At 63.2% G+C, this 20395-nt stretch carries 24 protein-coding genes; 10 read left to right on the top strand and 14 right to left on the bottom strand.

Going from position 1 to position 20395, the window contains the following annotated elements:
- Positions 1-149: 149 nt before the first annotated feature.
- Positions 150-1883: a chaperonin GroEL gene (gene groL, locus VKS22_01125; protein ID HLW69201.1), complete on the top strand. Its 1734-nt coding sequence runs from the start codon at positions 150-152 to the stop codon at positions 1881-1883.
- Between the two features lie 178 nt (positions 1884-2061).
- On the top strand, positions 2062-2499 hold the full coding sequence (locus tag VKS22_01120; GenBank protein HLW69200.1) for a hypothetical protein: 438 nt from the start codon (positions 2062-2064) through the stop codon (positions 2497-2499).
- Between the two features lie 129 nt (positions 2500-2628).
- On the opposite strand, the gene VKS22_01115 is transcribed toward VKS22_01120, so the two are convergent.
- The gene (locus VKS22_01115; protein ID HLW69199.1) at positions 2629-3648 is read right to left on the bottom strand and encodes an alcohol dehydrogenase catalytic domain-containing protein; all 1020 of its coding nucleotides are present in this window, start codon (positions 3646-3648) and stop codon (positions 2629-2631) included.
- Between the two features lie 58 nt (positions 3649-3706).
- On the bottom strand, positions 3707-4711 hold the full coding sequence (locus VKS22_01110) for an LLM class flavin-dependent oxidoreductase (GenBank protein ID HLW69198.1): 1005 nt from the start codon (positions 4709-4711) through the stop codon (positions 3707-3709).
- A 99-nt stretch (positions 4712-4810) separates the two neighbouring features.
- Here VKS22_01110 and VKS22_01105 point away from each other — a divergent pair, with 99 nt between their 5' ends.
- Positions 4811-5239, top strand: coding sequence for an NUDIX hydrolase (locus tag VKS22_01105; protein HLW69197.1), 429 nt, complete (start codon positions 4811-4813; stop codon positions 5237-5239).
- A 38-nt stretch (positions 5240-5277) separates the two neighbouring features.
- Here the strand turns inward: VKS22_01105 and VKS22_01100 are convergent, their stop codons facing one another.
- Positions 5278-6204, bottom strand: a complete 927-nt coding sequence (locus tag VKS22_01100; protein ID HLW69196.1) for a branched-chain amino acid transaminase — start codon at positions 6202-6204, stop codon at positions 5278-5280.
- A gap of 146 nt (positions 6205-6350) precedes the next feature.
- Complete coding sequence (gene pcnB / locus VKS22_01095) at positions 6351-7745, bottom strand: polynucleotide adenylyltransferase PcnB (GenBank protein HLW69195.1); 1395 nt, start codon at positions 7743-7745, stop codon at positions 6351-6353.
- Between the two features lie 101 nt (positions 7746-7846).
- On the opposite strand from pcnB, the gene VKS22_01090 reads away from it, so the two are divergent.
- Positions 7847-8827, top strand: a complete 981-nt coding sequence (locus VKS22_01090; GenBank protein ID HLW69194.1) for a hypothetical protein — start codon at positions 7847-7849, stop codon at positions 8825-8827.
- Here VKS22_01090 and VKS22_01085 read toward each other — a convergent pair whose 3' ends face one another.
- The 3 genes from VKS22_01085 to larC are packed head-to-tail and all read right to left on the bottom strand — an operon-like array spanning position 8828 to position 11027.
- Positions 8828-9151: a hypothetical protein gene (locus VKS22_01085; GenBank protein HLW69193.1), complete on the bottom strand. Its 324-nt coding sequence runs from the start codon at positions 9149-9151 to the stop codon at positions 8828-8830.
- 48 nt (positions 9152-9199) lie between these two features.
- Positions 9200-9850 carry a radical SAM protein gene (locus tag VKS22_01080; GenBank protein HLW69192.1) on the bottom strand — a complete coding sequence of 217 codons (651 nt, stop codon included), beginning with the start codon at positions 9848-9850 and terminating at the stop codon, positions 9200-9202.
- 4 nt (positions 9851-9854) lie between these two features.
- Positions 9855-11027 (bottom strand): nickel pincer cofactor biosynthesis protein LarC, encoded by a 1173-nt coding sequence (gene larC, locus VKS22_01075; GenBank protein ID HLW69191.1) that lies wholly within the window; start codon positions 11025-11027, stop codon positions 9855-9857.
- Positions 11028-11156: 129 nt separating this feature from the next.
- Here larC and dksA point away from each other — a divergent pair, with 129 nt between their 5' ends.
- The 3 genes from dksA to VKS22_01060 all read left to right on the top strand — a co-directional run bounded on the left by dksA (position 11157) and on the right by VKS22_01060 (position 13920).
- Positions 11157-11525, top strand: a complete 369-nt coding sequence (dksA, locus tag VKS22_01070; GenBank protein HLW69190.1) for an RNA polymerase-binding protein DksA — start codon at positions 11157-11159, stop codon at positions 11523-11525.
- 83 nt (positions 11526-11608) lie between these two features.
- Entirely contained in the window at positions 11609-12475 is an 867-nt protein-coding gene (locus VKS22_01065) for a UTP--glucose-1-phosphate uridylyltransferase (protein HLW69189.1), read from the top strand.
- Positions 12476-12651: 176 nt separating this feature from the next.
- The gene (locus tag VKS22_01060; GenBank protein ID HLW69188.1) at positions 12652-13920 is read left to right on the top strand and encodes a CoA transferase; all 1269 of its coding nucleotides are present in this window, start codon (positions 12652-12654) and stop codon (positions 13918-13920) included.
- Positions 13921-13984: 64 nt separating this feature from the next.
- Here VKS22_01060 and VKS22_01055 read toward each other — a convergent pair whose 3' ends face one another.
- Together VKS22_01055 and VKS22_01050 are read right to left on the bottom strand one after the other, a co-directional pair.
- Complete coding sequence (locus VKS22_01055) at positions 13985-14296, bottom strand: hypothetical protein (protein HLW69187.1); 312 nt, start codon at positions 14294-14296, stop codon at positions 13985-13987.
- Positions 14297-14309: 13 nt separating this feature from the next.
- Positions 14310-15428 (bottom strand): LLM class flavin-dependent oxidoreductase, encoded by a 1119-nt coding sequence (locus VKS22_01050; GenBank protein HLW69186.1) that lies wholly within the window; start codon positions 15426-15428, stop codon positions 14310-14312.
- A gap of 91 nt (positions 15429-15519) precedes the next feature.
- Between VKS22_01050 and VKS22_01045 the strand changes: the two genes are divergently transcribed.
- Genes VKS22_01045 through VKS22_01035 form a run of 3 tightly spaced genes read left to right on the top strand, consistent with a single transcriptional unit; the run spans position 15520 to position 17998 of the window.
- The gene (locus VKS22_01045; protein ID HLW69185.1) at positions 15520-16482 is read left to right on the top strand and encodes an ABC transporter ATP-binding protein; all 963 of its coding nucleotides are present in this window, start codon (positions 15520-15522) and stop codon (positions 16480-16482) included.
- A complete protein-coding gene (locus tag VKS22_01040; GenBank protein HLW69184.1) occupies positions 16460-17509 on the top strand; it encodes an ABC transporter ATP-binding protein in 1050 nt (349 codons plus the stop codon). The genes VKS22_01045 and VKS22_01040 overlap by 23 nt, the downstream gene beginning before the upstream one ends.
- 9 nt (positions 17510-17518) lie before the next feature.
- Positions 17519-17998 (top strand): polymer-forming cytoskeletal protein, encoded by a 480-nt coding sequence (locus tag VKS22_01035; protein ID HLW69183.1) that lies wholly within the window; start codon positions 17519-17521, stop codon positions 17996-17998.
- Between the two features lie 102 nt (positions 17999-18100).
- On the opposite strand, the gene rplS is transcribed toward VKS22_01035, so the two are convergent.
- The 5 genes from rplS to VKS22_01010 all read right to left on the bottom strand — a co-directional run bounded on the left by rplS (position 18101) and on the right by VKS22_01010 (position 20391).
- Positions 18101-18445, bottom strand: a complete 345-nt coding sequence (rplS, locus tag VKS22_01030) for a 50S ribosomal protein L19 (protein ID HLW69182.1) — start codon at positions 18443-18445, stop codon at positions 18101-18103.
- Positions 18446-18551: 106 nt separating this feature from the next.
- Positions 18552-18989: a hypothetical protein gene (locus VKS22_01025; GenBank protein ID HLW69181.1), complete on the bottom strand. Its 438-nt coding sequence runs from the start codon at positions 18987-18989 to the stop codon at positions 18552-18554.
- Positions 18986-19258, bottom strand: coding sequence for a hypothetical protein (locus tag VKS22_01020; GenBank protein ID HLW69180.1), 273 nt, complete (start codon positions 19256-19258; stop codon positions 18986-18988). The genes VKS22_01025 and VKS22_01020 overlap by 4 nt, the downstream gene beginning before the upstream one ends.
- A 78-nt stretch (positions 19259-19336) precedes the next feature.
- Complete coding sequence (locus tag VKS22_01015; GenBank protein ID HLW69179.1) at positions 19337-19579, bottom strand: hypothetical protein; 243 nt, start codon at positions 19577-19579, stop codon at positions 19337-19339.
- A 296-nt stretch (positions 19580-19875) separates the two neighbouring features.
- A complete protein-coding gene (locus tag VKS22_01010) occupies positions 19876-20391 on the bottom strand; it encodes a nuclear transport factor 2 family protein (GenBank protein HLW69178.1) in 516 nt (171 codons plus the stop codon).
- Between the last annotated feature and the right edge of the window lie 4 nt (positions 20392-20395).

Genomic DNA, 20395 nt, shown 5'->3' with positions numbered 1-20395 from the left:
CCCATGCTACACCTCTCGAACTCAAGAGAAAGCGGCGCGAAATAGGTTGCGCATTGGGCTTCAGTGCTTAATCTTCACGCACCAAGAATCAGGGCCGATCTGCCAATCGTTTTACCAATAAACAGCAATTAAGTCGGAGAAAGGACAAAATGTCAGCGAAAATCATCGAACTGCATGAACGCGCCCGGGCTGGAATTATCAAGGGCGCAACGCTGGTGGCCGAGGCCGCGCGCGTAACCCTCGGACCCAAGGGCCGTCACGTCCTGCTCGAGAAGAGCTTTGGCGCGCCGGTTATCACCAAGGATGGGGTCACGGTCGTCAAGGAGATCGAGCTGGATAACAAGTTCGAGAACCTCGGCGCCAAGCTCATCCGCGAGGTCGCGCAAAAGACCAACGATGTCGCCGGGGACGGCACCACTACCGCGACGGTGCTGGCGCGCGCCATCATCAACGAAGGCATCAAATTGCTGGCGGCGGGGATCCCGGCGATGGAACTCAAGCGCGGGATCGACGCCGCCGTCACCGCTGCGGTCAGCGAGATCAAGGAGATGGCGCGGCCGGTCAAGGATCGCACGCGCATGGAACAGGTCGCGACGATCGCGGCTAACGGCGACGCGACGATCGGCAAAATCCTCGCCGAATCGATGGACAAGGTCGGCAAGGAGGGCGTCGTCACGGTCGAGGAGGCGCGCGGCCTTGAGACCACGCTCGAACTGGTCGAAGGAATGCGCTTTGACCGCGGCTACCTGTCGCCTTATTTCGTGACCAATCCGGCGCGCATGACGGTCGAGCTCGAAGAGCCGTTGATTCTCTTTCACGAAAAGAAAATCGCCAATTTGCGCGATCTTGTGCCGCTGTTGGAGAAGGTGCTGCAGAACGGCCGGCCTTTCCTGATCATCTCTGAGGAGGTCGAGGGTGAAGCGCTGGCGACGCTGGTCGTCAACAAGCTGCGTGGCGCGCTCAAGATTGCCGCGGTCAAGGCCCCGGGTTTCGGCGATCGGCGCAAGGAAACTCTCCAGGACATGGCGACCCTGACCGGCGGCCAGGTCATTGCCGAAGAACTTGGCGGCAAGCTCGAAAACGTCCAGATCAATCAGTTGGGCAAGTGCCGTCGCGTGATTATCGACAAGGACAACACCACCATCGTTGGCGGCCAAGGCAAGAAAGCCGACCTCCAGGGACGCGTGGATCTGATCCGCGGCCAGATTGCGCAAACCACCTCGGACTACGATCGCGAGAAACTCGAAGAGCGGCTGGCGAAACTCACCAGCGGCGTCGCCGTGATTAAAGTCGGCGCCGCCAGCGAGGTCGAGCTCAAGGAAAAGAAAGCCCGCGTGGACGACGCCGTGCACGCGCTCAAGGCCGCGATTGACGAAGGCGTCGTCGCGGGCGGCGGCGTCGCGCTAGTGCGCGCAATCAAGGCAGTCGAGCGTCTGCAGCTAAGCGAAGAGCGTAAGGCCGGCGCCGGCATCGTCGTGCGCGCGATGGGCGAGCCGCTGCGCCAGATCGCTTTCAACGCCGGCCATGAACCTGCCGTGGTCTTCAACAAGGTCGAAGAGGGCAAGGGCGATTTCGGCTTCAATGCCGGCACCGAAGAATACGAGGACCTGGTCAAGGCCGGAGTAATCGATCCGGCGAAGGTCGTGCGCTCGGCATTGGAAAATGCCGCGAGCGTCGCTTCGCTACTGCTCACCACCGAAGCGGCGATCATCGAGAAGCCGAGGAAAGCCGGTCCGCCGGCGATGCCACCCGGAGGCATGGGCGGTATGGGTGGTATGGGCGGTATGGGTGGCATGGGCGGTATGGGAGGCATGGGTGGTATGGGAGGCATGGGAGGCATGGGTGGCATGGACGATATGGGAATGGGCGGCGACGATTTTTAGTCCCGAAAAGATCCGGAACCACAAAGCGGTCATGTAGGTATAGGTGAATCGGATTGCGATAGGTGCATCTGATACTGTATGCTGCCTTTCGCTACGGCGAGTATGGGTGCGGAACAATTGAAGAGAAGCGCGGCGCTGTTGTGTAGCCTGTCGCTGAACGGATTTAAGGAGGAAAAGGATGGAAGGATCAGTCGTGAAATTCTCTAAACTGCTTGGGCTCGCGGGCGCGGTGCTCGCGCTGTCGCTGACGGCCGGTTGCACAAGCGACGCCGTCACGAAGGCGACCAACGCGGCCACTCAGGCCGATCAATCGGCTTCGCGCGCAGACAAGGCCGCGGCCGACGCCAAGCAGGCGGCGGATTCAGCGCAGGCGGCTGCAGCCAAGACTGATTCGGCGGCGGCGGATGCGAAGGCGGCGGCGGATCGCGCTGAGGCCATCGCGGAGAAGACTTCGATGGGCGGCACGCATCACCATCATTGGGTGCACCATATGCACCATCACATGCATCACATGGCCGCTCCGGCAGCAAGCTCGAGCCCGGCCGATAGTGGTGCAGCAGCAGCTCCGGCCCCGGCCGATAGCAGCGCGCCGGCTCCGGCTCCATCAGCGTCCTGATCGGGCTTTTCTAACAGCTAGTTCCGTTTTGAAATGAGAGGGCGTTCGCCTCGTGTGAACGTCCTCTCATCAATCATGCGGCCATTCGGCGCGGCTGGCCGGATGCACTGCGTCGTCTGAGCTGCGCGGTCACGGAAAGGTCACCACGACCTTGAGTGATTCGGGCTTCTGCGCCTGCGCGAAGGCCTCCGGCGCGGCCTGCAGCGGGAACTGATGAGTGACCAATTCCCGCGCGCTGATCACCCCGCGCTCGATCAGGGCCAGAGCTTCGCGGGTATCGTCGGGACCGCACGAATAGCTCGGAACCAGCCGGGTCTCGTTGAAGTAGAGATCGTGCGGACGTACGGTTAATTCGTCTTCCGGCGGCGTCGCGGTGAACTGCACGACCGTTGCCCCTTTACCCGCCACGGCGATCGCTGAGGCGATTGCCGCAGACGTTCCCGGACCCACGATGACGACATCGGCCATCGCGCCGCTGGTGATCTCGCTGACCTGCTCGGCCAGGTTGTTGCCGCTGACGACGATTCCGCGGTCGGCGCCGAGTTCCTGGGCGCGCCGCGCCCGCGTCTCGAAAAGATCGGCCCCGATAATCAGACCCGCGCCCAGATGGCGTGCGATCCGCACGTGCATCATGCCCATGATCCCTAACCCGATCACCAGGATCGATTCGCCCGCGCGCAGCCCCGAGCGCCGCAGCGACTTGACCACGCACGCGGCCGGCTCGATCAGAACGCCGTTCAGATCATCGATCGCATCGGGGAGCTTGAAAGTGTCGCGCTGATTGGCCGTGGCGACGATGAAATATTCGGCCATCCCGCCCGGCGTCAGCTTGGTCGCGCGCCAGGTGGGGCATTGCACATATTCGCCGCGTCGGCATGATGTGCAGTTGAAGCAGGGCGCATGATGATGCACGAAAACGCGATCCCCGCGGCTGAAACCGCGCACCGCCGCGCCCGTCTCCTCGACCACGCCGACCGGTTCGTGGCCCAGCACCAGCGGCGCTTTGCGCCGGATGTACCAGGGCATGATGTCGCCAGAGCAGATGCCGCAGGCGCGCGCACGCACGAGAAGGTCGTCGCTGCCAACCTCGGGCCGCGCGCTCTCTTCAACCCGGATATCGCCAAAATCATACAATCGCGCAACTTTCATAACTACAGGTAACCTTTGAATAACGATTTGCTTTGAGGGCGGCTCGCGGGCCGGGATTTCATTGCTGGTTCAGGACCGGCAGGACCTCGGTGCTGAAGCGCTGGAGCGAGCGCATCGCCAGTTTCGGGTCGAGTCCCGGTTGCTGGATCATGATCGCGAGTTCAGTCATGGGTACGTGCGCGACCAGTTCTTTTAGCTGGCCGATAACTCGATGTGGCGGGCCAAGAATCGAGCTCTTCCGCAGCGCCTCGGCGTCCGGGCGATAGACGCTCGAACCCGCGATCCCGCCGGCGCTCAGCCACTCCCCGTAGAGCTTCATCTGGTACATCAGGCCGGGCTCGATCTCCGCCCAGGCTTGATCCTCGCTGTCCGCAACATAGACCTGGCGGGTGTTGATCACACTGTAGCCGCGCGGATCCTTGCCGAGCTCGCGCAGGGCATCGTGATATTGGTTGATTTCCGCGGCGCCGAGATTGCAGGCGAAGCCCAAGTCCATCTGTGCGCTGCGTTTGATCGATTTTGGCGCCATCCCGCCCCACAAGAGTTCGGGACCCTTCAGGCTCACCGGTTTCGGACGGACCAGCGCATTTTTGAAATTGAAGTACTTGCCGGCAAAGCTGAAGCGCTCGCCGGTCCAGGCCCGCTTCATGATCTCGATTCCTTCGAGCGTCCGGCCGAGCCGCTCTTTGATCGGCACCTGCAGAATTTCGAACTCTTCAAGACGATAGCCGACGCCGATTCCCAACCGCAGGCGGCCGTTCGAGATGACGTCGATCAGCGCGGCGTCCTCGGCCAGCCGCAGCGGATGATAAAATGGTCCGAGCAGAACGAAGCTGCCGACCTTGACCCGTTTGGTGCGCGCCGCCATCGCGGCCATCATCGGCATCACCGACGAGAGGTAGCCGTCCTCGACAAAGTGATGCTCGGTGGTCCAGATGGTCTCGAAGCCGGCGCGATCGAGGTATTCAATCTGCTCGAACATGGCCGAGTAGAAATCGGCGTCGCTGAGCTTCGAGAGCCCGCGCGGATTGCGAAAGCCCATGACATAGCCGAATTTGATCATCGCCTATCGCCTCTGTTCCTTGGTGTGATTAACCGCCAAGTACCGGTAATTCTCAACTGATTGCTGCGTCGGTTCAACGCGGCGTGTTACGTTGGAGCCATGCCCAAGCCGGTTTGTCCCCCGATTGCCGCCGACGTGATCGCCGAAGTCGGCGACACGATCGTGTTTATCGAGCGCAAGAATATCCCGCACGGCTGGGCCTTCCCCGGCGGTTTTGTCGAATTCGGCGAGACCGTCGAGGCCGCCGCGATCCGCGAAGCGCGCGAGGAGATTTCACTCGAAGTGGAATTGCGGGCGCTGCTCGGAGTCTATTCGCGGCCCGATCGTGATCCGCGCGGCCAGACGATTACCGTCGTCTATATCGGGCGGGGTAAGGGCGAGCCTCGCGGCGCCGACGACGCGAAGTCGGCGCGGCTGTTTTCACCTGCGGCGCCGCCCGCGCCGTTGGCCTTCGATCACGCGGAAATCCTTGCCGACTATCTGCGCTTCATCAGAACCGGTAAGCTCCCGGAGCCTTGGCGCAGGTGATTGCGACCGCTCGCGGCGCCAATCGCTATCGACGCCATTCAAACGTGATAGAGCCAGGAGCTGTAGCGCGCGTCGCGGCCATGGAGCGCGGCCCCGAAGATCTCCATCACCTTGCGCGTGACCGGGCCGGGCTTACCCTCGCCGATTTGCCGATCATCGAGCTCGCGCACCGGCGTGACCTCTGCCGCGGTGCCGGTCATGAAGGCTTCGTCGGCGATATAGACCGCGTCACGCGGAAAGAGCTGCTCGGTTACCGGGATATTCGCGTCGGCCAGGATGCGGATCACGGAGTCGCGCGTGATACCCGGTAGGCTCGACGTCACCGGCGGCGTTTTTACCACGCCGTCGCGCACGATGAAGAAATTCTCGCCGCTGCCTTCGGCGACGAAGCCGGTCACGTCGAGCAGCAGGGCCTCGTCATAACCGTGGCGACGCGCCTCGTAGCCCGCCAGAATCGAATTCACGTACGGCCCGGAAAGCTTAGCGTTGGGCGGCAGCGAATTATGATGATAGCGCGTGAAGGATGAAGTCTTGAGCCGCACGCCCTTGCTTGCGCCGTCGGCGCCGAGATAGGCGCCCCACGGCCACGCCGCGATCGCGAGCCGAACCTGGTTCCCCCGCGCCGACAAGCCCATCTCCCCTTCGCCGTAAAACGCGATAGGACGGACGTAGCACTCCTCGAGCTGATTCACGCGCACGGTATCGGCGCAGGCCTTGAGCACCTCTTCGGGCGAGAAGGGCAGCTTCATTTCGACGATGTGCGCCGAATCGAAGAGGCGGCGGATATGCTCGCGCGCGCGGAAAATCGCCGAGCGGCCGTCGTCACAGCGGTAGCAGCGCATCCCCTCGAAGGCGGCAAGCCCATAGTGCAGGCTGTGGCTGAGAACATGGATGTTGGCTTCCTCGAAAGGAACCATTGCGCCGTCCATCCAGATTTTGTCAGTGCGAAGGCCGTTGGCAGCCACAATACAACCTCGTTTTCCTGCGATAATGCGCGTCGGGCGCCGGGAGTCTCGTTCCCGTTGCGCCGCAGAGTTGTGAGAACATCAAGTTAATGGAAGGCAAAAGGGGCGACAAGCCGCGCGACACACGCGTTCGCGAGCGGGGACGCCTACTCGCCCTCGGTGATTTTGACTGGGATCGTTTCCGCTGAGGCCGCAGCGCCTGCGGTGTTATCGATCGTTGCGATCGCGCCGGGACTCTCGCCATCGGGCGCAGCCGCGATCGTGGACGTTGCCAGGATCATAGGTTTGGGACGCCGCCCGCGTCCGCCACGCCGCCGCCGGCGTCGACGCCCGCGCGCAGGCGGCGCTGTCGCGGTTGCAGCTCGCGGCGGCCCCGCGAGAAAATCCTCGAGCGCGACCGGATCACTCACCGCGGCGGGCGCGATCAACTCGAAGAGCCGGCGCGCATCGGCAAAGTAGGGCCGTCGCATGATCCGCCGCAGCGTCCGCGATCGCGTAGTGATATGCGTCAGGGCGTCGAGCAGTAGGCGCATCTGCTCCGTGTCCGCCTTCGAGTAGCCGCGCGCTCGCAGAGCTGCCACCAGGGCCGCGAGTTCCTCGCGGGTCTGATTGCGTGGCCGCGTCAGATGAAAATCGGCGAAGAGTAGGGCGAGGATGAACGGCCGCGAAAACTCTTGTGGCTCTTGACCTTGGCCGCGTGTCGCAGACTCCGCCGCCCCCTGGCCCGCCATCGCCTGACCCATCGCGGCGAGATTCCGCACGACCGGCGCGTCGGCCAGCCATTGGCCATAGAGCTCCTGCGCCAGGAATGGCAGCAGCAGCTCGAGCAACCCTAGCTGATGCAGCAGAACGAGAGCGCTGTCGGCCTGTGGAATCGACAGCGTGCGATAGGTCTCCTCGACCAGGCGCGGGATCGAGGCCTTGGCGAGATCACAGCGATTTTGCTCGATCGCAGCGCGCGTGGCAGGTTCGATCGCAAAGCCCAGTTTGACCGCGAAGCGCACTGCCCGAATCATCCGCACCGGATCCTCGCGCATCCGCAACTCCGGATCCCCGATCGCGCGAATCAGGCGGGCGCGCAGATCGGCCACTCCCTCGACGTAATCGATTACCTGAAATGAGCCCGGGTCATAGAAGAGGCCGTTGATCGTGAAATCGCGGCGGAAGGCGTCCTCCTCGGCGGTGCCAAAGCTGTTGTCGTGGCGAATCAACGGGTCGCCGCTATCAACCAGTTCGTCGCTCCGGCGGCGAAAGGTCGCGACCTCGAGATTGTTTGGTCCGAAGAAGACGTGCACCAGACGAAAGCGGCGCCCAATCAGGCGCGAGTTGCGGAATAGCTCGCGCACTTGATTAGGATGCGCAGAGGTCGCGACGTCGAAGTCCTTGGGCTGGCGTCCGACCATCAGATCACGCACCCCACCTCCGACCAGGTAGGCGCGATGTCCCGCGCCAATCAGGCGATAGAGCACCTTGAGCACGTTGGGATCGATATCCCGGCGCGAAATCGGATGATCCGCACGCTCGACGATTGTTGGTTCCAATAGGCTATGTCCGCAAGTTAGCGGTCAGAATCTAGCACGCCAGCCCGCATATGTTCATCGCAGTTCGCGCGGCTGGCCGCGATGCCATAGACTGAAGGGCTATGCCCAAATCCGACGCGCTCAACGTCCAGATCATCAGCCACGGCCCGTCCTGCCTCGATGGCGTCGTGGCGGCTGCGGCGATTAAGCGCTTTTATGCTGCTGATCGGGTTCATCTGACACTAGCTGCCAATGGTGACAGCGACCGCGTGATTCAAAACGTGCGGCCCAAGAGCGGGAACAAGCTCGACGAGCTGTGGATAACCGACCTGTCGTGGACCTCGCACGACACCGCCGACCATCTGCGGCGCCTGACACAGGACGGCACGCGGATCTTCTGGATCGACCATCATCGCACCGCGGTTTCTCGTGGCGACGCGCAGGAATTTGACGTGCCGTTCGCGGGCCGCGTCCTGACCGAGCAATACTCTGCTGCGCGCCTGACTTTCGACTATCTCCGGCAGAATGCAGTCGACTCGGCCAATACTGAGCGCTTGCAGCGCGGGTCGAGCTTTGCTCCCTTTGCGGCCTTGGCCGACGATCACGATCGCTGGGTCCATCAGATTCCCGGATCGGAAGACTGGGCGGTCGCCGTGCAGACGCTCGGCGGAATCGAGTCGTATCGAGAGATTATCCGACTCGACGGACCGGTGATGAGCCGGCGGTTAAAGACCGCGCTCGAAGCCGGACGCGCCGCTATGGCGCGGAGCCTCGAAATCGCGCGCACCACGATGGTCGAGCGGGCGCTCGGCAATGGACTCAGGCTGCGCAGCGCATGTTGCATCGGCTATAGCAGCGAAGTCGCGGCAAAACTATACGAGGAACAGCATCATACGGTCATCGCGTTGTTCGACTTGCGCAGTCTCGGGGTGAGTTTGCGGCGCAGCACCGATTGCGAAGTTGATTTGTCCGAACTGGCGCATCATTTTGGCGGCGGCGGTCACGCTGCGGCAGCCGGGTTCGCGGTCAACGACGTCAAGCTAGCTCCTGCCGAGCGTCTGGCTGAGCTGCTCGGCCGGGCGCTTGGGAGCGCGGACAAATAGTTAGGTGGTCGGCGGCTCGTAATGCTCTTCGAGCAGGTACCTGACGTCGTTACGGCCGAGGACCTCGATAAAGCAGATTTCGTCGACGTCGTTCAGATCGAGGATAAGATGACCCTCGATTGGTTGCAACTCGACCACCCGCGCGACCTTCACTTCCGCGGCAGTAGCGAAGCTCGCGCAATTCTCGTCGCCGCAATCGCAGACCGACTCTATACGCAGTGCGCGCAACTGCTGCTCGAGCGGCTCGGCCCCGCTGCCCTGCAACAGATAGACGATCTCTTCCAGCAGGTCGCTCAGAATGTCGCTGATCAACGGTGCGGGCATGCGTGGAAAGCCTAGCCGATAACCCCGTTCGATCAAGTGTCTCAACAACTAAACGCCACGAGCCGACGGATCCCAGATCTGCTTGTGCATCTGGAGCTGCATCGTTACCGGGATGCGATCCTCCAGAATCCAGGACGCGAGCGTCGCAGGCTTTAACAGGCCAAAGACCGGGCTCATGAGGATCGCGTTGACGCGCGCGGCGATCCCGCGTTCGGCGATGACCGCGCGCGCCCATTCGTAGTCGCGACGATCGGCGAGCACGAATTTCACTTCGTCGCGCGGCGTCAGGCAATCGAGATTGCTCCAGCGATTGCGCGCGAGTTCGCCGCTGCCCGGACATTTCAGGTCCATGATCTTGATTATGCGCTGATCGACGCCGCTCAAATCGCGCTCGCCTGAGGTCTCGATCATCACCGTGCGGTTATCATCCAGCAGCGCGCGCAAAAGCGCGTGGATGCCTTTTTGCAGCATCGGCTCACCGCCGGTAACCTCAACGAGTTCGCAGCCATAGCTGCGGACCTGATCAACGATCTCCGCGATCGCCATCTGCCGGCCATCGTAAAAGGCATATTCGGTATCGCACCAGACGCAACGCAGGTTGCATCCGGTGAGCCGGACGAAAACGCACGGCCGCCCGACCCGAGTGGATTCCCCCTGGATACTGTAGAAAATCTCGTTAACGCGCAGGCGATCAGACACCGCGTCAGGATAGCATGCGCCGCGCCGCCGCCGCCGCTTCCTCGATCACCAGCTTGAGCGGAGCCGCGTGCGTCAGGGCCGCCTGCCGGCAATCTTCGTATTCCGGCGCAAGGTTGGCGGGCCGCGCGGCGTCTCCCGAGACCTTCACGTGAATAACGCCGAAGCGCGTCTCGACCTCGATTAGCCGCCGTGCGAGCTTGAGACGGCTCACGGGATGAAAGCGGATGCCGATCGTCGAAGTTTCGGCGAACAGGATTCCCGCGATCCGCTCGCGCGCCGGTGCCTCCGCCAGCACCATAAGCGTTATCCCGGGCCGCCCCTTTTTCATGATTGTCGGCGTGATTGTCACGTCGCGCGCGCCCGCCGCAAAGAGCCGGCTGCTGACGTGGTCGTAGATCTGCGGATTAAGGTCGTCGATATTCGCCGCAATCTCGATTAGCTCGTTGGTTGCGAAGCGCTGCACTTCATCGCCGAGAATGAGACGCAGCAGATTCGGACGGTCGGTGAAATCCTTCGTGCCGGCGCCATAGGCAATCCGGCCGATCGCGAAGTCGAGAGACGCCGGCGCCGGCTGTGCGAGCGCCTTCACGATCGCGGCGCCGGTCGGCGTGACCATCTCGGACTCGCCGTCACCCAGCCGGACCGGAAAGCCCGTCAGCAATTCCATGGTCGCCGGCGGCGGCACCGGAATGATGCCGTGACGCGAGCGGGTGAAACCCTTACCCAGCGGTAGCGGCCCGACCAAGAGCGTGCCGACCCCGAGCTGATCGAAGCCCCACGCCGCCGCGACCACGTCGATGATCGAATCGACCGCGCCGACCTCGTGAAAGTGCACCTGCTCGGGCGTCGTGCGATGGACCCGCGCCTCGGCCGCCGCGAGCGCTTCGAAGATCGCGATCGCGTTGTTGGCGGCGGCCGGTGTCAGCGCGCCGCGCCGGATCATCGCAACGATCTCGCCGAGGTGACGCTCTGGCTGCGGCGTCGAGACCTCGACCTCGAACTTCGTCGCGACGATCCCGCTGGCGGTTTTGGAGCGGATAACGAGCCGATAGCCGCTCAGACCGAGCGTCGCGATCACGGTCTCGAGCTCGGCGAAAGGTGCGCCGGCGTCGAGCAGGGCGCCGGTGATCATGTCGCCGCTCAGTCCGGAAAAGGCGTCGAGATAAACCGTCTTCATTATTGATTTACTTAGCAGGCAGCCGATTCTACTATCAAAGATTGTTCGAGTCGCCCGAGGGGCGCGATGGAACGGGCAGGCTAGCCTGAAAGAATAAAAGATGGTTAAGCACACACCCTGTCGAGAAAAATGAGGACGCGGGAGATTAACCAGTTTCGGCGGCTGCTCGAGGAGCGCAAGCGCGTTCTGGTCGACGAGGCCGAACGCGCGCTCGGCTCGATGAACCAGAAAAGCGACGAAGTCTTTGCGGATCCGGCCGATCGCGCGACTCATGAAGCCGATCGCAACCTGAGCCTGCGCTTCCGCGATCGCGAGCGCAAATTGCTCTCGAAAATCGATGAAGCTTTCGCGCGGCTCGACAGTGGCGCCTACGGCCGCTGCGAGGAGTGCGGCAACGAAATCGGCCTCGCGCGGCTCAAGGCGCGTCCGGTCACTACGCTCTGCATCGGTTGCAAGTCCGCGCAGGAAGCGCGCGAACGCGCCGGTTCGCCGCGCTAACGCCTGACTGAATTCTTCGCGCGGTTTCGACTTGCCTGACGGCGGACCTTGCCTGACGGCTGTCGTCCCGCCATCCTGAAATCATGAAGGTGCGCAAGGCGGTAGTCGTGGCGGCGGGGTTGGGCACGCGGATGCTGCCGGCGTCCAAGGTGATTCCCAAAGAAATTCTGCCGGTCGTCGATAAGCCGGCGATCCAGATGGTCGTCGAGGAGGCGGTCGCCTCGGGCATCGAGGAGATCGTGCTGCTGCTCGGCCCGGGCAAGGAGGCGCTGCTCGAACATTTTCAGCCCGCACCGGCACTCGAGCGCTACCTCGAACAGCGCGGCAAGCGCGAACTGCTCGAAAGCGCCCGCCAGATGAACCGGCTGGCGCATTTCACTACTGCCTGGCAGAACGAGCCGCTGGGTCTGGGGCACGCGGTTTTGCAGGCGCGCGACGCGGTCGGCGATGAACCCTTCGCGGTGATCCTGCCCGACGATATTTTTGACTGCGAGCGGCCCTGCCTGCGCCAGTTACTCGACGCCGCCGAAGCGGCTGACGCGCCGATCGTCGCCCTGATGCGCGTGCCGCGCACCGAGATCCCCAAGTACGGGATCGTCGCGGTGCGGCCGGCCGGCCCGCGCCTCTACGAACTCACCGGAATGGTCGAGAAGCCGCCGATCGAAAAAGCCCCCAGCGAGTTCGCGATCATGGGCCGCTACGTTCTAACGCCCGAGATTTTCGAGTTGCTGGCGCGCGTCACACCGGGCGCGGGCGGCGAAATCCAGCTCACCGATGGTTTGCTGGCGCTTGCGCAACGACGGAAGCTCTACGGCTATGAATTCGCGGGCGTCCGCTACGACCTCGGCGATCGCGTCGGCTTCCTCACCGCGCAAATTGGCTTCGGTCTGAAACGACCTGAATTGGCTGACGGCCTGCGCACCTGGCTCCGCTCGACGCTCAAGCTCTAGCGATTTTTTCAACGCACGAAGAGTCCGCGCTCCGTTGTCGCGCTCTCGCCCAACCTCCTCGCCACGCCGAAGGCCCAGTGGCGCGCGGCTACACCCGATTGGACAATTGCCGCGCCATTTTGTACCGTGCGGATAAGTTCGAGTGCGCCAATTTCTTGCTCTTGTGAGGTTTGATCATGCCGACAATGCCGCGGATGCTGGAAGGCTACCGAGTTTTGGATTTCACACAGTTCGTGGCGGGACCGACCTGCACGCGAATCCTCGCCGAAATGGGCGCTGAGGTAATCAAGCTTGAACTGGCGCCGGCCGGCGACCGTGTGCGCGGCGGCGGCCTCAAGCCGCTCAAGCCCGAGTTCAAGGATTCGAGCACCAGCACCTACTATCTACAGCACAACCACAGTAAGCTCAGCTTCGCGATCGACCTCAAGCAGCCCGGCGCACGCGAGCTGGTGATGTCGATGGTCCCGAAGGTCGACGTTATCGTTGAGAATTTTGCGCCCGGTGTGATCAAGCGGCTGGGCTTCGCCTATGAGGATGTCAAGAAGGTCAACCCCAAAATCATCATGTGCTCAATCTCGATGGCGGGGCAGACCGGGCCGCTCGCCTACAAGGCGGGCTATGATTATATCGGCCAGGCCTACGCCGGAGTCACAGACGGGATCGGCGAGGCCGATCGCGCACCCGCGCTGGTCACGATGGCGATCGGCGACGTCTCGACCGGCGTCGCGGCCGCGATGGCGGTGGGCTTCGCGCTGGTTCATCGTGAGCGCACTGGCGAGGGCCAGTACCTTGACGCTTCGCTGACCGATACCTATTTCCACATGCATGAGGCCAGCACGCCGATGGTCGCGCTGCGTGGCGCGAAATTTCGCAAGACGCGCAACGGCTCGCAGCATCCCGATGGCGGCCCCACCGGCGTTTACCACTTCAAGGGCGATCAGTTCATTCTCCTGACGATTCCGACGCCGCATCAATGGCGCGCCTTCTGCCGCGCGATGGGCACGCCTGCGCTCGCCGACGATCCGCGCTTCAAGAATGCGCGCGGCCGCCGCGACAATGACGGCGAGTTGAAGGTGATCATCGAGGACTGGATGCGCGGCTTCGAGACTCGCGACGACGTGCTTGCGGTGCTAGACAAGGAGCGGGTGCCGTGCGCTCCCGTCCTCACGGTGAACGAAGCGGTCCATCATCCGCATCTGAACGAACGCAAGACGGTGCGCTGGATCGACGACCCGCTGCTCGGCAAACTGGCGCTCCCCGGGGTGCCGGTGAAATTCTCGGCCTGGCCCGATCGCACAGAACTGCGCACGGCCCGCCTCGGCGAGGATAACGAGCAGGTGCTGCACGAGCTGCTGAATCTGCCCGACGATCAGATCAAAAAACTGTACGCCGACGGGGTACTCGTCCGCGACGCGACGCTCGCGAGCGCTGCGCCCAAAGGCTAAAAAGCAAAACTGGATCCTGCGAGAGCGCGACAACGGAGCGCGGGCTGTCCGGACGGTAAAAAAATCAGTAATGCGCGGGCGGCGTGCTCGCCTCGACGCAGGCGTCGAGCCGCTCGATCTTGAAATCGGGAACGCCCTGGGCCGAGATACAGGCGTTAAAATCGCGGCGATGGCCGTTGCTGTCAGTCATGCAGAAATCGACCTTCCCTTTCGGGACCTGTGCGCTCGCGACGCACTCGGGGCGTCGGCGCAGCTTTTCAACGAAATTCGGAAAGTAGTCGTGATAGTAGCTGCATCCGCTCGCTGTCACCGCAATCGCAATCGTCGCGAATTGTCTGACCCGTCTGCCGATCCGCCCACCCGCATCTAATCTCATTACGCCCCACCTTTTAGCTTTCGCGCAGGCCGCTCTCGATGAGCCGCGGCCTCAGTTCCTCGCGATATTGCGCGATTCCCTCGTCGTAGTCCACCCAGCACAGCGTCAGGCCATCAACGCCCGCCGCCGCGATCTTGCCCATCTCCTCGACCACCTGCGCCGGCGTGCCGATAAGTGGCAGGCCGCCATAGCCCGCGATGAAATGATCGATCATCGCGTCCAGTTGCCCGGCCGGTGCGCTGCGCGAGTTAGGAATAAAAGTCGCGAGCAGGTTGCGCGCGGCCGCAACGTCGCCCTTCTCGTAGACGTAGTAATCGTAATAGCGGCGCGCCTCGGCTTCAGTGGGACGGCAAACCACGTAGGCCATCGCGAAGACACTGACCTCGCGAGCATAGCGCTCGCGCGCGAGTTGCTTGACCGCTTTTGCGGTCGCGCCGACCGCGGCGACGTCGAGTCCGATCGCAAAGTTCAGATCCGCCTGACGCGCGGCGAAATCGCGCCCGGCCGGGCTGACGCCGGCGCTCATAATTGCGGGCCACGGCGATTGGATCGGCTTGGGCTCGGAGTATGCCGCCGGCGCGTCAAAAAATCGCCCCTTGAAATCGAAGCTGCCCTCCGTCCACAGACGTTTGGCCAGCGCCAGCCATTCGTCAGCCAGAGCGTAGCGATCGTCGTGCTCCATCTGCGGCGTGCCGAACATGCGAATTTCTTCGGCGTTCCAGCCCGCGACCAGATTCAGCGTAAGGCGTCCAGCCGAAATGTGATCGATCGTCGCAGCTTCTTTCGCCGCGCGGACCGGATGCACAGTCGGCGTATGCACGGTCGCGAAAATTCCGATGCGCTCCGTCGCCGCGGCGAGGCCCGCGGCCCAGGTCATGGTTTCAAAGCTGCGATGATTGAAATTCGTCGCGCCGCCGAACCCACGCCAGCGCGCCACTGGGATGATCGCCTCGAAGCCCGCGGCCTCGGCCGCCTGCGCCAGCCGAATCGATTCACACCACTCGATCCGCAACGTGCCGGCGGCGCTGGTCATCGCGCATCCGCTGCTCACATTGAGGCCGAACACCGCGAGTTTCAGGCGGTTCGGACTGGCGATCACCGGGTTGCGCGCGCGGTCGTTGCGGTTCTCCATCATCCGCAATGGGGTAACCCGAAAGTGCTGCCTGCACAAGCGACGAAATCATCTTTCGGCGCCGCCAAGGCCAATGGTAAGTTGAGGCTTCGTGCAACCCCTGCTCGAAGTGAAAGATCTGCGCACCTCCTTCTTCACTCCGAAGGGCGAGGTGCGGGTCGTCGATGGCGTCAGCTTCTCCGCCACGCCCGGCCGGCTGACCGGAATCGTCGGCGAGTCCGGTTCCGGCAAGACCATCAGCGTGCTTTCGATCATGCGCCTGCTGCCCGAAGGCGCCCGCATCACCGGCGGTTCGATTCGCTTCGAGGGCGTTGATCTGCTCAAGCTCGACGAAGCCGCGATGCGCGCGATGCGCGGCGCGCGGATCGCGATGATCTTTCAGGAGCCGATGACTTCGCTCAATCCGGTCTTCACTATCGGCAGCCAGATTGGCGAGGCCATCAGGCTCCATCAGCGCACCGGACGCCACGAGACCCGCGAGCGCACCGTCGAGGCGCTGCGCACCGTCGGGATTGCCGATCCCGCGCGGCGCGTCAACGACTACCCGCATCAGCTTTCGGGCGGGATGCGCCAGCGGGTGATGATCGCGATGGCGCTGGCGTGCCAGCCCCAGCTCTTAATCGCCGACGAGCCGACGACTGCGCTGGACGTAACGATCCAGGCGCAGATTCTCGATCTGCTTCGCGAGCTTCAGCAGCGCCTCAGCCTCGCGGTGATTCTGGTCACCCACGATCTCGGAATCGTCGCCCAGTACGCCGACGAGGTGACGATTCTATATGCGGCGCGCGTGATGGAGCGGGCCGCCACTGCGGAGCTCTTCGCCAATCCGCTCAACCCTTACACGCGCGGCCTGCTCGCCTCGATTCCGGGGATCGACGGGCGTCAATCGCACCGCCTTGCCGCCATCGCAGGTTCGATTCCGAACGCCGCCTCGCCGCCCAGCGGATGCCGCTTTCATCCGCGATGCCCGATCGCGATCGCGGACTGCACCACCGTCGATCCACCGCTCGAGCGCAAGGCCCCGGACCACTATGCCGCCTGCATCCGAGTCTGACGCGAGCCTCTCCGCGCAGCCCTCGCCGTCGCTCACGGCGGCGTCATCGACGGCAGAAAACCTCGTGCAATGCGTCGGCGTGAGCAAGGAGTTTCCGGCCGGCAGCGACGGCCTCCTGGGGAAACGGCTAACCGTCAAGGCGGTCGGCGGTGTTGACCTCGAAATACCGGCGGGCGAGACGCTCGGCCTGGTCGGTGAATCCGGCTCGGGAAAATCGACGCTGGGACGCTTGATTCTGCGCCTGCTTGAGCCGACCGCGGGCCGCGTCATCTTCGACGGCCGTGACCTCGCCTCGCTGACGCGCGCGGAACTGCGCCGTTTGCGGCGCGAGATGCAGATCGTCTTTCAGGACCCCTACGCCTCGCTGAATCCGCGGAGGCGCGTGCGGGCGATCGTCGGCGAGGGGCTCGAAATCCATCGGCTCGCGCAGGGCCGCGCCAAGGAGGATCGCATCCGCGAGCTGCTCGAGATGGTAGGGATCGGCGCCGACGCGCTCGAACGTTATCCGCATGAGTTTTCCGGCGGCCAGCGCCAGCGCATCGGCATCGCGCGCGCGCTGGCCGTCGGACCGCGCTTTCTCGTGCTCGACGAGCCGGTCTCGGCGCTCGACGTTTCGATCCAGGCCCAAATCATCAACCTCCTCCAGGACCTGCAGGAGCGGCTGCGGCTGACCTATCTCTTCATCGCGCACGACCTGCGCGTAGTTGAGCACATCAGCCGGCGCGTCGCGATCATGTACCTCGGCAAGCTGGTTGAAGTCGCCGAGCGCGGCGAGCTCTATCTCAACCCGCGCCATCCCTACTCGCGCGCGCTACTCTCCGCGATTCCGGTGATCGACGCCGCCGATCGGGTCGAACGTATCAAGCTCGCGGGCGAGCCGCCCAGCGCGCTCAACCCGCCCTCCGGCTGCAGCTTCCATCCGCGATGCGCCTATGCGAAAGATATTTGCAAGACGACTGAACCGCCGCTGGTTGCCGGGCGCGGCGGTCACGCGGTCGCGTGCCATGTGTTTCCGGCGCCGGTCTGAGCAGAATCGATGGCCTTCACCACTCGAAACGAAGCGCTCGGTGCCCGCACTGCTCCAGCGGCGTCGTCCACCGAGAGTTTTCGTCAGCCGGCCCCGATGCTGCCGCATACACCCGGCGATGCCTGGATCGAAGAGCGCACGCGGATCGCAGTCGGTCCCGGCATCAATGTCTCGGGGCGCCTGGTCTTTCAGGAGCCGGTCCGCATCGAAGGTCGCCTTCGCGGTGAGGTCAGTTCCAGCGAGTTGGTCGTCATTTCCGAACAAGCCTCGGTCGAGGGCAAGGTGCGGACCCCGCGCGTCCTAATCCTGGGTGAGCTGACCGGCGACGTCGTCGACGCGAAATCCGTCGTGCTTGGTCCGCGCGCTCGCGTCAAGGGGAATATCGACACTGAAAGCCTAACGATCTGCGAAGGCGCACAGCTCGAAGGCGATGTCCGTACCGGCGCCTCAGCAACCGGCGTCCCGAGCGGAGCTAAACCTCCGGGCTAATACTGTCATGTTTCGTGAATGCTGTAACCGCGGAGCAAGTCGCGATGTCATTCTGAGCCAAGTCTGCGAGGCGAAGAATCCCAGCTTCTTAGGAAAGAGCCCTCAGCTCAAGGTCTCGACGCGGGCGGCCTTGCCTGACAGTCCACGCAGATAGTACAACCGCGCACGCCGGACCTTGCCGCGGCTCAGGACCTGAATCTTCTCGATCCGCGGCGAGTGCAGTGGGAAGATGCGCTCAACCCCGATGCCGTAGGAGATCTTGCGCACCGTGAAGGCCGCCCGATTGCCGCCCCGGTTCATCTTGATGACGATGCCCTCAAAGAGCTGAAGCCGCTCTTTTTCCCCCTCGACCACTTTGACCTGCAAGCGTAGGGTATCGCCCACCCGAAACGCGGGGAGATCCTTGCGCAGGGCGCGCTCCTCGATCTTTTCAATAATGCTGTTCATGGAATCCGGTCCCCGAGAATCGAGCTAACCAACTTAGCCGACGCCGACGGGCGACTCAATCCCCGCGTTTCCGGCCGCGCCGAAGCAGATAGTAAAGTGAAATGCTTCAGGGTCCGGCAGGAAGGGGATTAACGCTCGCGCTCGGCACCGGCGGATGTTCGGAGCAATAAGGGTCGGCGCCGCCGATCCCTAGCTGAGCCCGCTCTTCAAGCAGCTTTTGCAGATCGACTTCGCAGCGATTCTGTCCCTTCGCGTAATAGCGGTAACGCCACATGCGCGAGGTGCTGTCCGGCGGCTCGACCAGGATCGGACCGCTCATTTTAGCCGCCTCGTCCGCCGACATACCGAGGTCGGTTGGATTCAGCGGCGCGGGCGTTGCCTGCGACTGCCACACCGGAATCCCGGGCAGGCCCACCGAATGCAAATGGCCCTGCGGGTCCTCGCTCCATTCGAAGCATCCGACCATGCCGTACAAGCCGAGTAACAGCGTGATCGTCAGTGCTCGTCGCAGGTTGGCCTGCGGCCGTTGCTCGTGGGCACTCATTCCATGCTCGGGTAGATCACCCGCTCGGCGCGCAGTGGCAAGCCGCAGTGCATGCATGATCGCACCAGCAGACTGCGGAAGGAGGGAGCGTCGCTCGACGAATGAAAGTATTTGCCGCAGCGCGGACAATGGCTGAAGGCGATCCGCGTCGCGCAACGAAGCATCGCAATCGCCCATACGATCGACAGAGCCACAATTATCCATAGCGGCCGCGCCAGCCGTGTCGCGATCAATAATAGCGGGAGATAGGCAGCGAACAGCAACTGCATCGAGCTCCGTGCGCGGCGGATTTTCCGCAGCCCATTGCGCTCTTCGCTAAGCAACTTTGCGCGCCTCAGCTCTGTCGCTCAGCGCCGGCCATTGCCCTTCATCGCGCGCTCCGCGGCCTCCTCGTCACTGCCCTCCCGCGTCAGCCGCGAATGGCTGAGCAGACCTGCCGTCAACAGCGACACCCCGATGAGGGAGACCAACACCCCGAGCAATCCGCCGATACTCGCAAGGTTCTGTCCCGCGGTTTCCACGACCAGATCGCTGCCGAGGGTCAGCAGGATCGCGCCGAAAAAGATAATTACGTCCGAGAAGAGTCTCATAGCTGTGCGCCTGGTTTACGGTGTAAGCGGGCGCTGCCAGCTTAACGGAGCCGTCGAAGCGCGAGAATACCCGGTTCACACGGTGTCGGCGTCAGCCTCCGCAGAGACGGTGGCGTTCAGCGCCATCGTACGGGCGACGCGTCGCGCGCGATGCACGCCTCGCAAGCGCGACCGTCGGGCGGAGAGATTTCGGGTTTCGATCGCAGGGTGACTACCAGCGCGCGGTCTCAATGGCGACCTCGGCCACGCGTCCCAGTCTCCGCCGCCCCGCGACGCTATTCCAGTAATCACACGACTTACTGTTTCGATAGAATATCCGCCTGGCCCGACTTGATATCGACCGGCACCGAGGCGTGCTCGTGCTCGATTAGCCATTTGCCGTTGATTTTGCGGTAGAGCTCGGTAATCCGCATATTGATCTCGACCGGCTTCCCTGCAGTGCTGGCGCCCGCGATATGCTCGATCACGTGGACGTAGCCGAGCTTGCCGTCCGTATCGACATCCATATCCACCATCTGGTAGGTAATCGGCCCTTTTAAGCCGTTGAGGAAATCGCTCCAGTCCTTGCGGAATGCGTTCCAGCCCAGATAGGCGCGCGGCGGATAGACGTCGAAGACGAACAACTTGTTGCTGTGCAGATAGTTACTCATGATCAAGTCGAGATTGCGGGCCTCGGCGCCGGTGGCGATACTCTGTTGGGCGGCGCGGATTTCTGCGGCCGCATCAGCGCGCGCCGCGGCCGGCCGCGCGATTCCGAGGAGCGTCGCGAGACTCAACGCCAAGCTGAACGCGCGAGTTTTTCTGCGCGTCATTTTG

The organism is Candidatus Binataceae bacterium, from assembly GCA_035308025.1.
GTDB lineage: Bacteria > Desulfobacterota > Binatia > Binatales > Binataceae > JAJPHI01.
Note: the sequence above shows the minus strand (reverse complement) of the source record. Positions and strands in the feature narration are given on the sequence as shown.